12 protein-coding genes are annotated in these 14,050 nt (G+C 43.6%); 7 read left to right on the top strand and 5 right to left on the bottom strand.

Annotation, left to right across the window (positions count from 1 at the left end; all coding sequences use genetic code 11):
• The first annotated feature begins 286 nt into the window (after positions 1–286).
• From rpsF to rplI, 3 genes are all read left to right on the top strand, one after another.
• Complete coding sequence (gene rpsF / locus NX845_RS21695; RefSeq protein ID WP_004735855.1) at positions 287–700, top strand: 30S ribosomal protein S6; 414 nt, start codon at positions 287–289, stop codon at positions 698–700.
• Positions 701–832: 132 nt separating this feature from the next.
• Positions 833–1,060: a 30S ribosomal protein S18 gene (gene rpsR / locus NX845_RS21700; protein WP_000090472.1), complete on the top strand. Its 228-nt coding sequence runs from the start codon at positions 833–835 to the stop codon at positions 1,058–1,060.
• Between the two features lie 38 nt (positions 1,061–1,098).
• Positions 1,099–1,551 (top strand): 50S ribosomal protein L9, encoded by a 453-nt coding sequence (gene rplI / locus NX845_RS21705; RefSeq protein WP_004735854.1) that lies wholly within the window; start codon positions 1,099–1,101, stop codon positions 1,549–1,551.
• Between the two features lie 218 nt (positions 1,552–1,769).
• Here rplI and NX845_RS21710 read toward each other — a convergent pair whose 3' ends face one another.
• Positions 1,770–2,669 carry a DUF481 domain-containing protein gene (locus tag NX845_RS21710; RefSeq protein ID WP_102456189.1) on the bottom strand — a complete coding sequence of 300 codons (900 nt, stop codon included), beginning with the start codon at positions 2,667–2,669 and terminating at the stop codon, positions 1,770–1,772.
• 176 nt (positions 2,670–2,845) lie between these two features.
• On the opposite strand from NX845_RS21710, the gene NX845_RS21715 reads away from it, so the two are divergent.
• Genes NX845_RS21715 through NX845_RS21725 form a run of 3 tightly spaced genes read left to right on the top strand, consistent with a single transcriptional unit; the run spans position 2,846 to position 6,558 of the window.
• Entirely contained in the window at positions 2,846–4,237 is a 1,392-nt protein-coding gene (locus NX845_RS21715; RefSeq protein ID WP_004735852.1) for a replicative DNA helicase, read from the top strand.
• Between the two features lie 6 nt (positions 4,238–4,243).
• Positions 4,244–5,329 carry an alanine racemase gene (gene alr / locus NX845_RS21720; RefSeq protein ID WP_017080826.1) on the top strand — a complete coding sequence of 362 codons (1,086 nt, stop codon included), beginning with the start codon at positions 4,244–4,246 and terminating at the stop codon, positions 5,327–5,329.
• Between the two features lie 23 nt (positions 5,330–5,352).
• The gene (locus NX845_RS21725) at positions 5,353–6,558 is read left to right on the top strand and encodes a BamA/TamA family outer membrane protein (protein ID WP_102447833.1); all 1,206 of its coding nucleotides are present in this window, start codon (positions 5,353–5,355) and stop codon (positions 6,556–6,558) included.
• Between the two features lie 116 nt (positions 6,559–6,674).
• Here the strand turns inward: NX845_RS21725 and NX845_RS21730 are convergent, their stop codons facing one another.
• Complete coding sequence (locus NX845_RS21730; protein WP_017078242.1) at positions 6,675–7,094, bottom strand: secondary thiamine-phosphate synthase enzyme YjbQ; 420 nt, start codon at positions 7,092–7,094, stop codon at positions 6,675–6,677.
• 326 nt (positions 7,095–7,420) lie between these two features.
• Here NX845_RS21730 and pgi point away from each other — a divergent pair, with 326 nt between their 5' ends.
• On the top strand, positions 7,421–9,073 hold the full coding sequence (gene pgi / locus NX845_RS21735) for a glucose-6-phosphate isomerase (protein ID WP_004735848.1): 1,653 nt from the start codon (positions 7,421–7,423) through the stop codon (positions 9,071–9,073).
• Positions 9,074–9,211: 138 nt separating this feature from the next.
• Here the strand turns inward: pgi and NX845_RS21740 are convergent, their stop codons facing one another.
• The 3 genes from NX845_RS21740 to NX845_RS21750 all read right to left on the bottom strand — a co-directional run bounded on the left by NX845_RS21740 (position 9,212) and on the right by NX845_RS21750 (position 13,823).
• Complete coding sequence (locus NX845_RS21740) at positions 9,212–9,673, bottom strand: chemotaxis protein CheX (RefSeq protein ID WP_004735847.1); 462 nt, start codon at positions 9,671–9,673, stop codon at positions 9,212–9,214.
• A gap of 17 nt (positions 9,674–9,690) precedes the next feature.
• Complete coding sequence (gene zur / locus NX845_RS21745) at positions 9,691–10,149, bottom strand: zinc uptake transcriptional repressor Zur (protein ID WP_017078243.1); 459 nt, start codon at positions 10,147–10,149, stop codon at positions 9,691–9,693.
• A 356-nt stretch (positions 10,150–10,505) separates the two neighbouring features.
• Positions 10,506–13,823, bottom strand: a complete 3,318-nt coding sequence (locus NX845_RS21750) for a putative Ig domain-containing protein (RefSeq protein WP_260257136.1) — start codon at positions 13,821–13,823, stop codon at positions 10,506–10,508.
• Positions 13,824–14,050 lie beyond the last annotated feature (227 nt).

The raw sequence follows: 14,050 nt of genomic DNA on the forward strand, positions 1-14,050 counted from the left end.
GCTGAGTCAAAAGGCAAAACGACTCTAAGTCTATGAATTTATTAACGCTCACCACTTGCTGGTGGGCGTTTCTTTTTAGGGCGTAGAGTGACAAATTGACAGAATCACAGATGGCTAGATGGCGAAAGAAAAACTGTTTCATTATTAGCCAAATACCGCTTGCCAATACCGGGTTCTTTCTATAATATTTGCCGTCCTTAAAACTCGGTCATTTTTCTTTAGTTCCTTGCTTCCCTTGGACGACCGAGCCTTTCGTGGAAGCTAATAATCCGTAAGGAGCAACCAAATGCGTCATTATGAAATCGTATTCATGGTTCACCCTGATCAAAGCGAGCAAGTTGCTGGCATGATCGAGCGTTACACTGGTTCAATCACTGAAGCTGGCGGTACTATCCACCGTCTAGAAGACTGGGGCCGCCGTCAAATGGCTTACCCAATCAACAAACTTCACAAAGCTCACTACGTTCTTATGAACGTTGAAGCTGGCCAAGAAGTGATGGACGAGCTAGAAACTGCTTTCCGTTTTAACGATGCAGTTCTACGTAACATGATCATGCGCACTAAAGGCGCTGTGACTGAGCAATCTATCATGCTTAAGCAAAAAGAAGAGCGTGCAGAGCGTGCTCCTCGTCGTGATGACCGTGAAGAACGTGCACCACGTCGTGAAGAAGAAGCTAAGCCAGAAGCTGCTGCTGAGTAATTCTTTTTTGGCCTTTTAGGTCATTAAATTTTATTCAACTCGTTTAGGTATTTTCACTACAAGCATTTGCTTACGCTTATTTATAAGCCTGTGTTAATACCGCATTATTAAATTTAGATCAGGAGATAGCCCATGGCTCGTTTCTTCCGTCGTCGTAAATTCTGCCGTTTTACTGCAGAAGGCGTACAAGAGATTGACTACAAAGACGTAGCAACTCTAAAAAACTACATCACTGAAGCTGGTAAAATTGTACCTAGCCGTATCACTGGTACAAGTGCTAAATACCAACGTCAGCTAGCTCGCGCTATCAAGCGTTCTCGTTACCTAGCTCTACTACCGTACACTGACAAGCATCAGTAATCGGTAATAGTTAACAATAGTTTAAGAGGACTAAGATAATGCAAGTTATTCTACTTGATAAAATCGGTAACCTAGGTGGCCTTGGCGACCAAGTAAACGTTAAATCTGGTTACGCTCGTAACTTCCTTATCCCACAGGGTAAAGTAGTTATGGCAACTAAAGACAACGTTGCTATGTTCGAAACTCGCCGTGCTGAACTAGAAGCTAAAGTTGCTGAGCAACTAGCTGCTGCAGAAGCTCGCGCAGAGACAGTTAACACTCTAGAAGGCGTTACAATCGCTTCTAAAGCTGGTGACGAAGGCAAACTATTCGGTTCTATCGGTACTCGTGACATCGCAGATGCTATTACAGCAGCTGGTGTTGCAGTAGTTAAGAGCGAAGTACGCCTACCTGAAGGCGCTCTACGTAACATCGGCGAATTCGAAGTAAGCATCCAACTTCACTCTGAAGTTTTTGCTACTGCGAAAATCGCTATCGTTGCAGCTGAGTAATTTCAGTACCAAGACGAATTCTTTCTTTTGAAAGTTTTAAACACCAGCTTCGGCTGGTGTTTTTTTATGTCTGAAATATAGGAAAACATAGCGAAGGGGTTATGGTAAGTAAAAAGCTTACAGTGATCCAAAAGCTGTTATTGCTGAACAGGCTGTTCTCAAGGTTAGAAGTGGCCTTAAGATTAGAACTGCTCTTGAGACTAGAACTGCTCTTGAGATTAGAACTGAAAGAGCAGGTTAATCGACAGCACAGAGTCTTCTTTGCTTAATCCGTGAGGCACTTTATCGTGGTATTGACGAGAGTGAGCAATCTTCAGTGCGATATTGTCAGTTATATCGTTGATCGCTTCTAATTCTGTATCAAATTTCAGGTTACTGTGGCCAGATACTAACGTCACATCAGCCTTGAGCTGCAAATTCTTCAACACCTGCCATGATGTATTCACATTGCCACGGAAAATCGCCTCTTCAACAATCTCTGGGAAGATGATGTCATCGTCGTCCAATTCATCGAGATTAGGTTCTTGGTAACGAAAACCCGGTCCGACTTCGACTTCCAACACAAACTCTTCAGTGTTCGAGAACTGATAACCCAAACCACTAGAGATTGTGTAGTCTTTAAAGTAAGCACTGTATCGTGAATCGACACCTTTAAAGCTGCCGTAAAGGTAGGTTTTAGGGCTTAACTTGTAGTCACTCTGAGCAGAGTAAGTCGATTGCCTTTTATCTTCTTCACCGTCTTTGTAGAGGTTGTAGTATTTCCATTCGCCACTGGTTCTATGACGGCCAGCCGTATACTCACCGTTTAGGCGGGCATTTAGCGATCGTGAATCAGAATTACCAGTATGCGACTGATACCCAAATTCGACTTCCGTCTTGAGTGGGTTCGGCAGTTCTGTGTCACTCGTATCACTTGGTGCGATATCCATATCTTTTTCAGGTGTCGGTGCAACGACGATCGGCTCAACAGTAGGTTCTGAAACTACTATAGAGTCGAGGATTGCATCGACAGAGGCTTTAGCATCATCATCAGCTAAGGCCAACGGAGAGCTCAGAAGGCTGGTGCTTAGAAGAGCAGAGCTTAGAAGACCAGTGCTCAGAGCCAATAATTTGGACACGCATACCTCTAGTTATACAGTGAGTGAATGGCAGGATCGTAATGCTACCTTTGGTTAATTCCGTCAGCAATAGGTAAATTCTTCCTGAAGAATAAAACAAACGCTTAGGAACGGATTACAAATGAGTGTTCTTGGGTATAATGAACGATCATTATTAGTTATTGAGTGTAGTCATAGTGGATACCAAAAGTCAGAAATCAGCCAACGATCAGGTGGACGCCATCAAAGTCCCACCACATTCATTAGAAGCTGAGCAATCTGTTATTGGCGGTTTGTTATTGGATAACGAACGCTGGGATACAGTTGCTGAAAAGGTTGTGGCCAAAGACTTTTATAGCCGTCCTCACCGTCTGATCTTTGAAGCGGTAAAGGATATCCTTGAAGAAAGTTCTCCTCTGGACCTGATTACACTCTCTGAACATTTAGAGCTTCGTGAGCAGCTAGAAGACGTAGGTGGCTTTGCTTACCTTGCTGACTTAGCCAAAAACACACCCAGTGCCGCTAACATTAATGCGTATGCAGATATCGTGGCACAGCGAGCACTGGTTCGTAGCTTGATCGGTGTGGCGAATGAGATCGCGGATTCTGGTTATGACCCTCAAGGTCGTACATCGGAAGAGCTGGTTGATCTTGCTGAAAGTAAAGTCTTCGCGATTGCAGAAGGCCGAGCAAGTGAAAACGAAGGCCCACAAAACGTTGATAGCATTCTCGAGAAGACGCTAGAACGTATCGAGATCCTATATAAATCGCCACAAGATGGTGTTACTGGTGTCGATACTGGCTTTAACGACCTTAACAAGAAGACAGCAGGCCTACAGGGTTCTGACTTAATCATTGTTGCTGCACGTCCATCGATGGGTAAAACCACTTTTGCGATGAACTTGTGTGAAAACGCGGCGATGAAGCAAGATAAGCCAGTGTTAATCTTCTCTCTAGAGATGCCAGCTGAACAGCTGATGATGCGTATGTTAGCGTCACTTTCTCGTGTCGACCAAACCAAGATTCGTACCGGTCAATTAGACGATGAAGATTGGGCGCGTATTTCGTCGAGTATGGGTATTCTGATGGATAAGAAGAATATGTATATCGATGACAGCTCGGGCTTAACACCAACAGAGGTGCGTTCGCGTGCTCGACGTATTGCTCGTGAGCATGATGGTATCTCTATGATCATGATAGATTACCTTCAATTAATGCGCGTTCCTTCATTATCAGATAACCGTACTCTTGAAATTGCCGAGATTTCTCGCTCATTGAAAGCGTTGGCGAAAGAACTGAACGTTCCGGTTGTCGCACTTTCTCAGCTTAACCGTTCCCTAGAGCAACGTGCTGATAAGCGCCCAGTAAACTCGGATTTGCGTGAATCAGGTTCTATCGAGCAAGATGCCGATTTGATCATGTTTATCTATCGTGATGAGGTTTATAACCCAGACAGTTCACTGAAAGGCATCGCAGAGATCATCCTTGGTAAGCAACGTAACGGTCCTATCGGTTCCGTTCGTTTGACATTCCAAGGTCAACACTCCCGATTTGATAACTATGCAGGCCCTGCATTTGATGATGAGTAATCGCTAATGACTTACATGAAAGCAGCGACAGCAAGCATTGACTTAAACGCGCTCGAACATAACTTGAACCAGATAAAGTCGAAGGCTCCACAGTGTAAAGTTATGTCGGTTGTGAAAGCGAATGGCTACGGGCACGGCTTACTGCATATCGCCAAGCACTCTAAGAACTCAGATGCTTTTGGTGTGGCGCGTATTGAAGAAGCCTTACAACTGCGAGCTGGTGGCATTGTTAAACCCATTTTGTTGCTGGAAGGGTTTTACTCTTCGGGTGATTTACCCATCCTGGTGACCAATAACATTCAAACCGTGGTGCATTGTGAAGAGCAATTAAGCGCGCTAGAGAATGCAGATTTGGAAACACCCGTTGTGGTATGGCTTAAAGTCGACAGTGGCATGCACCGATTAGGTGTTCGCCCTGAGCAATACCAAAACTTTGTTGAGCGTTTGCATCAATGTGCGAATGTTGCCAAACCTCTACGTTACATGAGCCACTTTGGTTGTGCTGATGAACTTGATAGAGCAACCACCGTTGAACAGACTGAGCTTTTCTTATCTCTCACTGACGGCTGTGAAGGTGAGCGTTCACTTGCTGCCTCTGCGGGTCTATTGGCTTGGCCTAATAGCCACCTTGATTGGGTTCGTCCGGGAATCATCTCTTACGGTGTTTCGCCTTTTGCTGATAAATCGGCGCAAGAACTTGGCTTTAAGCCTGTGATGACTCTGACCTCACATCTGATTGCGGTTCGTGATGTTAAAGCGGGTGAAAGCGTTGGCTATGGCGCTAACTGGACCAGTGAACGTGATACCAAGGTTGGCGTGATCGCGATTGGTTACGGTGATGGTTATCCACGCATGGCTCCTAACGGCACTCCAGTGTTCGTTAATGGACGAAAAGTACCGATCGCAGGACGTGTGTCAATGGACATGCTAACGGTTGACCTTGGCCCTGATGCTGCAGATAAAGTCGGTGATGAAGCGACATTATGGGGTAAAGATTTACCTTCAGAAGAAGTAGCAGAACATATCGGCACTATCGCGTACGAGTTAGTCACTAAGCTGACTTCACGTGTTGCGATGGAGTATGTGAAGTAGCTATGGATCTTGTAAACTAAATGATGTTCAAGCGAACTACTCGACACTGGCTAACGTCAGTCTTGGCGTTAGCCAGTGTCAGCTTTTCTTCTTCTGTCTTGAGCGAAGAAAAAGATTCAGCCTTTGTCCCTTTCTATTTTAGTACTGAAACTTTGGGCAATACCTTTGGGGTTGCGGGTGTCGCAAAGGGCGTTTGGCAACCTCAAGCCGCTCTGTTTGGTATGGCACTCTATTCAGACAAAGACAGTTATGTCGGTTTTCTATCGGCCTTTAACTACGCTTTGTCTGAGAATGTTTTGTTCAGTACTCAGATGTACCAAGCGCGCTTCAACGACAATCCTTATTACATTGGCTCTCAAGGCGATAACGATTCATCTATTGATGATAAAACCATTGCCGATGGCTTAGAGCAAAACTATCAGTTTGAATTCAAGTATTTGCTACCTTGGGGCAATGTTGCAGAACATGGCTTGTTAGGGGCTTTTCAGCCAATCAAAGATGTGAGTTTTGCTTCGCCCGTCGAGTCGGGTGTCAGCTCGATTATCTTTACGCCTTTTTATACGGCACGTGAGCTAGAAGGTTTAAATAATACTGAAGAGGCGACAGGCTTTAGTCTGGCATTGGATTGGGATAACCGTGATAGCACACGTAACCCAACCACGGGCTCTCATACTAATCTTGAATTCACGACCGGCGCAGAAAGCTGGTCTAACGATGATTTATGGTTGAAGTGGACGTTCCAAAACAGTCAGTACTTCGCATTAGGCCCTTTAGGTGACCTGTTCGACCAACAAGTCGTGGCACTCGATTTCTATACTGCTGATACACCAACCTGGGATAACTGCTCTGGGCAAGATTGTGCTCGTCCACCGGAAACTGAACAAGCTCGATTGGGTGGTTTATATCGCTTACGAGGCTATACCGGAGGTCGCTACCACGGACGTTCTGCGGTTCATTACTCTGCTGAGTACCGAGTGATTCCTGACTGGCAACCTTTGGGTGATATCCCACTGATTAACTACTACGATTTGCCTTGGTGGCAATGGGTCGCGTTTGCCGAAGTCGGGCGCGTTGCGGATGAGTACGATATAAAAACACTGCACTCGGATATGAAATGGAGCCTAGGCGGCGCGGTTCGTTTCCAAGTAGAGGGTATTGTTGTTCGTGCTGAGTTAGCTCGAGGTGGTGATGAAGGGACCTTTAGGGTCATGATAAACCAGCCTTTCTAATCTGGTTTACTAACTCGAATATCTCATGTTTTTAAAGGGTGGCACATAACTGTGTCACCCTTTTTTGTTTTCTATCATTATGTTTTTAATAATGTTTTATAGCTGGCTACTTAAGGTTATTCACCTTGAATGGTCGCAATAACCGTACGGCTTCCACCACAATCTCGGTGCTCTCCTAAGTAAATGCCCTGCCATGTTCCTAAAGCTAAACGAGCATTGCTAATTGGTATTGTCACACTGGTGCCAAGTGTCGATGCTTTAATGTGAGCTGGCATGTCATCATCGCCTTCATAGGTGTGTCTGTAGTAGGGTGCTCGCTCAGGTACAAACTTATTAAAGTGTGATTCCATATCGGTACGGACGGTAGGATCAGCGTTCTCGTTTAGCGTGAGACTGGCAGAGGTATGTTGGATAAAAAGATGTAATAAACCAACAGATAGAGAATTGATATCGTGTATCTGTTGTTCAATTTCATCAGTAATGAGATGAAATCCACGCTTTCGTGCATTTAGGTGTATAGTCTTCTGAATCCACATACGCCATCCTTTATAATGTATTTGGAAAAAAAGTGGTTTAACGCTATCTTTTGAACTTGAATTTATCAGGTATCGCTCACATTTAATTATGTTAGAGCTAGAGTCTGTACCGATTCTTGTATCAGGAAATCGAATCCTGATTTATCTCAAGGTACAGCTCTTCATATGCGGCATAATACGTCGTGAAAAAAAATTACAAAGAATCTTTCAGTGGTGACGCGGTTTGGTCATCACAGAAAAATATAAACTTTCGCCTAATCGGGGGTTCTATTCATCATCCAGGTGACGTTTAGAATAAAACCTACAGTAACATCGGGATAGATACCATGTTGAAAAATATCAACCCAACGCAAACACAAGCGTGGAAAGCTCTAACTGCACATTTTGAGTCTGCTCAAGATATGGATATGAAAGAGCTGTTTGCTCAAGATGCAAAGCGTTTCGAGAGCTTTTCTACTCGTTTCGGTTCTGACATCTTAGTGGATTACTCTAAGAACCTTATCGATGCTGAAACGATGCAGCACCTATTTGCTCTTGCGAACGAGACTGAAGTTAAGTCTGCAATCGAAGCAATGTTCGGCGGTGATGCAATCAACAAGACTGAAGGTCGTTCAGTACTTCACACTGCTCTACGTAACCGTAGCGACAACCCAGTAATGGTTGATGGCAAAGACGTAATGCCAGCAGTGAACGCAGTACTAGCAAAAATGGAACTGTTCACGCACCGCATCGTTTCTGGTGAGTGGAAAGGTTACACAGGTAAAGAGATCACAGATGTAGTTAACATCGGTATCGGCGGTTCGGACCTTGGTCCATACATGGTGACTGAAGCACTTACGCCATACAAAACTCGCCTGAACATGCACTTCGTTTCTAACGTAGATGGCACTCACATTGTTGAGACACTTAAGCCTCTTAACCCAGAAACAACGTTGTTCCTAGTAGCATCTAAGACATTTACGACTCAAGAAACAATGACGAATGCACACTCTGCTCGTGATTGGTTCCTGGCTGAAGCGGGTGATGACGCACACGTAGCTAAGCACTTCGCAGCGCTATCAACTAACGCAACTTCAGTTGCTGAGTTTGGTATTGATACTGACAACATGTTCGAATTCTGGGACTGGGTTGGTGGTCGTTACTCACTATGGTCTGCAATCGGTCTTTCTATCTCTCTTTCTATCGGCTTCGATAACTTCGCTGAGCTACTAGATGGCGCACACGAGATGGATAACCACTTTGCTTCAACTGAGTTTGAAAGCAATATTCCAGTGATCCTTGCTCTTATTGGTGTTTGGTACAACAATTTCCATGGCGCTGAGTCAGAAGCGATTCTACCTTACGATCAGTACATGCACCGTTTTGCTGCTTACTTCCAGCAAGGTAACATGGAATCAAACGGTAAGTTTGTTGACCGTGAAGGCAACCCAGTAGAATACCAAACAGGTCCTATCATCTGGGGTGAACCTGGTACTAACGGCCAACACGCTTTCTACCAACTGATTCACCAAGGCACTAAGCTGATCCCATCAGACTTTATTGCTCCTGCTATCAGTCACAACCCAGCATCTGATCATCACCAGAAGCTAATGTCTAACTTCTTTGCTCAAACTGAAGCACTAGCATTCGGTAAGACAAAAGAGACAGTGGAAGCTGAATTCCTAGCGGCTGGCAAAACAGCTGAAGAAGTGGCTGAGCTTGTACCTTTCAAAGTATTTGAAGGTAACCGTCCAACGAACTCTATTCTTGTTAAGCAAATCAACCCTCGCTCTTTAGGTAACCTAATCGCGATGTACGAGCACAAGATCTTCGTTCAAGGCGTTATCTGGAACATCTTCAGCTTCGACCAATGGGGTGTAGAACTTGGTAAGCAACTAGCAAACCAAATTCTTCCAGAGCTTGCTGACGATGCTCAAGTAACATCTCACGACAGCTCAACTAACGGTCTAATCAACGCATTTAAAGCGCTGAAAGCTTAAGACTGTTTAAGTAACACCAAGTAATAACTGTAAACGCCAACCTTTCGGTTGGCGTTTTTTATGTCCGTTGGTTTTACGGCAATAAAAAAGGCTGACGTATGTACGTCAGCCTTTCGTTTTTTATTTACTCGATTGTCTCTATTCGAAACAGATCTCGATGAAGGCGTTACCCCACTGAGATGTGAAAGGCATGATGATAATAGCACCTTCACACTTATGACGAATGGTGTGGCCTTTGCCTGATACGACGATTGGCGTTGCCATGTCGAAATCAAAGCCGCTTTCTGCAAGAATACGTTTTGCACCACCAGTCACCATATTAGTGATTTCACCCACCATATCGGTCACTTCTTCGTTCAAGCCATTTGGTCGTTCACCCAACATGTTTTCCATGATTTCTAGGGCAAGACCTTCATCAAAAGTGATAGACATTGAGCCACGAGATTGTGTGCCAACCATACCAATTAGGCCGGATACATCACCACGAGCGATCTCATCTTTCTTAACTCTTGGTTTTTGTGGCTTCAATTCAAGAGAAGCCATCGTTTTTAGTACATTCATCAAAGAAGCTAAAAACGGGTTTACAAATTCAGCGCGCATAATGTTCTTCTATAATCTTATTCTTTCATTTCGGAGGAGCAAGATTGGCAAATGCCATGCGATTCAATGACATGATTGGTCAATTGAAAGCCATGCTTCTCAGCGTTACTAGCGAGTAGAGTGACAAGCGCATCGTCTTGCAATTCTATCACAGTGCCACATTTATCGCAGATCAGTAGTTGGGAGAAATGTTTGTTTGCATTGCAAGAACAGCAACATATGAAGCTATTGGTTGATTCAACTCGGTGAATGAAACCTTGTTCCAACAAGAAATCCAAAGCACGATAAACTGTAGGAGGCTTGGCTTGCGGTTCACTGACTTTCAACTGCTCTAATAATTCATAAGCACTGGAGGCTTTTTTATTAGAGAAAATGAGCTCAAACACTCGCTTTCTCTGAGGTGTTAATCTAACGCCTCGAGATGCGCATATCCCTTCAACTTGCTCTATTAATGTGTGGTCCAAATTTTTCACCATTCAATCGGACATCCCTATTCAAACCCTATTTCTAGGTTACTACGTTTTGGGAGCCAATGATTTCTATTAAAGTCAGGTACAGAGCGTATTGTGACCCACGACTTTGAATAAGACAAGGTAACTCAAAATGACAGTGTGACTCAAGGCATAACTGATTAATGAGGCTGAATTAGAGATCTGGTGAATGTGTTTATAAAAAATGAGAGACAAAGTTCATATTGTGTGACGTCTATTGATGTGAAATGTGTGTTCTACTCGGATATTAAATATTAGATTATCGAGACAAATGTACTGTTGTGATCTTAAAAGGCCCAATAAATGTTGGGCCTTACATAAAATAGCGTTAGTAAAAATGGTTAATTTAACAGGGTGCTATCCCAGCGGGTATTGTATTTTACAGATTCTTGGTAACGGCTATCCGACCGGCCAATAAAGCTATAAACACTATTTGGATTTAACGTCAGGTTATGGGGAAAGATAATTGAAGCATTGCCCATCGCATCGTCGAAGCACTGGTTGCTTCCCCAACCCCACCAATAACTAGCATCAGCACCGTCGCTTAACCAAAAGTTCTCAAAATGATCTTCAAGAGTTTCACAGGTAACAGCATCACCATTCATTGCGTTTTCAAACTCAATGATGGCGCGATTGTTAGTCAAACGGATACTAACCTGACCGACCTGAGACACGTATTCTTGTTCTGTAGGTAAGTAAAAATCAAAAGTGTTTTCAGTTTGATTATTTGAGCTTGATTGAGCATTTAGGCGCTCTTCTACCGCACTTTTATCTGTAAAGTGAGTTTTGCGAGAGCCATGAGCAATGACTGATAGAGCGCCAGATGAAAGGTCACTAGCATCTCCAATCACGGTATAAATTGTTGAGTAAATGCCAGCTTGAACAACCATTACAGAGTTTTCACCATCAATGGTATATGTACCGCTTTCAATCAAGTCAGCATCTGTGGGGCAAGTGGTATGGTTTGATGGATTACGTTTATTCCAGTAGTAAATTCCATCTTCAAATTTGACCGCATCACACCATACAACGCTATGCTCTAAAGACTCCCCATCCCCAGTAGATGAACCGTATTCAGTCATATAGAACGTTTTGCCATCAAGTAAGCTTGGGTCAAGGATCTCTGGTAATGTTGGCGTTGGCTTAGGTTGTGTTGAGCTTGGGTCCCATACCGCATTGATACTACGCAATAATGATTCATCGGGTGATTCGAGAACGATATCTACCTTTTCTCCGTCTTCATCTCCATGCTGAGCAACAAGAATTCGTAATTCACCATCATTAAATTGGCGCATATATTGTTGTTCGTAGTCGGCAAAGTTCATTCCTTTGTAGGTCAATAGCTCTTTACCATCATCTGACGTTGAAATTTCCCAAGTACCAGTCCAAACCATTGGCAATAAATCATCATCATAGGCTTCTAACTCACGAGCAGTAAAGATTCCTGACTTTGTCACGTCTGCAGCATAAATATTTTGTTGATTAACTGTGAAGTTTGCACTGCGTAAGCGTAGTGCTACATCAGAGTCGTTTTCCCAATCAATGCTTTGATAGAATGTTTGATCCATATCTGGGACAGGTAGCATCGCGCTGAATGGCAAATCTTGAGTAGAGTCTAACCAATACAAACCACCTTCAAGTTCATAAACAATTTGGTAGTCACCATTGTTTTCTGATGTATAAACAGGTGTGTAGGTCTCTCCGTCACCAAGTAATGTGCCATCCGACTGGATTTCAATAGGCCAGCAATGCTCGCTATTTGGATCGATAACAAGTGTTTTATTTTCAGGCAACTCTAGTTCAGCAAGTTCTTCAGGAGTCTTAATATCCTTGCTTTTCTCCCAGCAGAAGTAGTGCTGATCTTGGTCTTTCATCAATGAAGCCCAACCCATCTCTAGGTCATGCTCATCTTCACCAATCTCACCCATGCGCCACTCACCGCCAATAAAATGCTTCTCTTCAAAACGAGGGGTTGGAGCGGGTACTACTGGGTCTGTAGGTTCTGAAGAGTCCTCTTCTGCCACCGGTACATCAAATTCGGCCAATACTAGGTCATGCACACCATCATCAGCAGAAATATCGAGATCAGCATTACCTTGAGTCGTAGGAGTGCCTATTAGTGAAAGAGTTGTCCCATGCATTATTGTACTAACACCTTCGATAGTGTTTTGCGCTGTCAGGGTTAATGTATCATCATCACTAAACAGTTGGTCGAGACTAATATTGCTATTCACAGCTTTACCAACCTGCAAATTAAGTTCTGTTAGCTCATCTGCTATGCGCTGTTGCTCTCTTTCGTTTAATACAGGAATTGTATTCGGCGCTTCCGAAACATCTAGATTAAGGGTGGCGCTTACTGAAGGGTGATGTCCATCATTAGCAGTTACGTTAAATGTAAATGTACCTTCTTGTTCTGGTGTTCCAATAATATGCAGCTCAGCGCTTTCGTTATCAGCGTTGATACTCAAACCATTCCCTGTGAGGTCTGTTACTGCGTAAGTCAGTTCGTCGTTATCTGCATCGATAAACAAGTCGTTAATCGATACACGTTCATCAACACTTTGGGTTGCCGTTAGATTTAAGGTATCAAGGTCGGACTGTACGGTATTTTTCTCATTCAATACTGGCGCAGTATTTGGTGTCAATGTCTCAACTTCAATGAACAACGGGTAAGAGCGAGAAACACCGTCAGAGGCATAGGCCAATACAATGTGATCACCAGCTTCCGTTGGCGTGATCGTGAGAGTTGAGCCCTCAATGAGTGCTCCAGCTTTGTCTTGTGCATCAACTGAATAGGTCAGAACATCACTAGTATCTTGATCAGAAAATAGTGCGGAGAGATCGTAACTGACTGATTCGCCTAGCTCAAATCCTTCTGGTTGCGAGAATTCCAGATTAACGCTTGGGCGATGGTTAGTCTCAATACCTTGATAGCCGTTTTCACCAGTATGAACAATCGGAGAATAATCATCACTTAGTTCTTGGGTCTCATCGGCAATAATGTCTGACGTTTCTTGTGAAATATCTGAAACAACATTTAGCTGCTCTTCGACGTCAAGCACATCGTCATTGTCAACTAACGTTTCACCAACAACGTTGACCGCTTTAGCTTTTTCTGCTTCTTCACCTTCGCCTTCAGCCACTGCAACGTAATCGCCAAAGATATCTTCAGAGGTATAAACCACATCATCATTGGTATTGAAAGATTCAACAACAGCTTGTTCTGCTTCTTCTTGAGTCATTTCGGCGCCATTTTCTTCGGCATGCTCAATTTGTTCAACAACGAGGTTAGTCATTGGACTGACAACCACAGGTTCGTCAGCACTTTCTGCTACTGAAGGAGCCGCAAGGGTAAATTCATCAACAACAACGCCGCGGGTCATATCAATCGTTTCATTTGCAATGGCTTTAATGCACACCTTTTGATCAACAATTTCATCCGTAAGCTCGAGTGTTAGTTGGCCGCTTGAGTTGGTTCTACCTACAAACGAGTCACAGTTATCTCCAATGTAAACTTCGGCATTATTTAGGTAGCCATCAATGGCTGTGATTGTGAACTGTGGTGTTGGTGTTGGTGTTGGTGAAGAGTTTGAGTCATCGCTCCCACAACCCGTTAACGCCATTGAAACTGCCGCTGCCAGCAAGCTGATTTTTTTCATTACTCTTACGTCCTTCGTAGGTGAGCCTTAGTGTTTGGTTTGGCTGGATTTAAATGAAATGTAATCACTTAATAAGATCGCGAAGTCTACGTTTTTTAGGGTAAAAATTGGCACTATCAGATATAAGTGAATTTATATCTAGTCGATAGAACTTCAGTTTGTGAACTTTGATGTGTCGCTTTTGATATTGATGTCACAGAGCATGGTGTAATAAAACAGAGCATCAA

It is taken from the genome of Vibrio sp. NC2, assembly GCF_025195005.1.
Taxonomy (GTDB): Bacteria; Pseudomonadota; Gammaproteobacteria; order Enterobacterales; family Vibrionaceae; genus Vibrio; species Vibrio splendidus.

Excerpts from the sequence above, each read along its gene's own strand:
- NX845_RS21740 (WP_004735847.1), bottom strand. The coding sequence starts at position 9,673 with ATGCGCGCTGAATTTGTAAACCCGTTTTTAGCTTCTTTGATGAATGTA.
- rplI (WP_004735854.1), top strand. The coding sequence starts at position 1,099 with ATGCAAGTTATTCTACTTGATAAAATCGGTAACCTAGGTGGCCTTGGC.
- NX845_RS21725 (WP_102447833.1), top strand. The coding sequence starts at position 5,353 with ATGTTCAAGCGAACTACTCGACACTGGCTAACGTCAGTCTTGGCGTTA.
- pgi (WP_004735848.1), top strand. The coding sequence starts at position 7,421 with ATGTTGAAAAATATCAACCCAACGCAAACACAAGCGTGGAAAGCTCTA.
- alr (WP_017080826.1), top strand. The coding sequence starts at position 4,244 with ATGACTTACATGAAAGCAGCGACAGCAAGCATTGACTTAAACGCGCTC.
- NX845_RS21750 (WP_260257136.1), bottom strand. The coding sequence starts at position 13,823 with ATGAAAAAAATCAGCTTGCTGGCAGCGGCAGTTTCAATGGCGTTAACG.
- rpsF (WP_004735855.1), top strand. The coding sequence starts at position 287 with ATGCGTCATTATGAAATCGTATTCATGGTTCACCCTGATCAAAGCGAG.
- rpsR (WP_000090472.1), top strand. The coding sequence starts at position 833 with ATGGCTCGTTTCTTCCGTCGTCGTAAATTCTGCCGTTTTACTGCAGAA.
- NX845_RS21730 (WP_017078242.1), bottom strand. The coding sequence starts at position 7,094 with ATGTGGATTCAGAAGACTATACACCTAAATGCACGAAAGCGTGGATTT.
- zur (WP_017078243.1), bottom strand. The coding sequence starts at position 10,149 with ATGGTGAAAAATTTGGACCACACATTAATAGAGCAAGTTGAAGGGATA.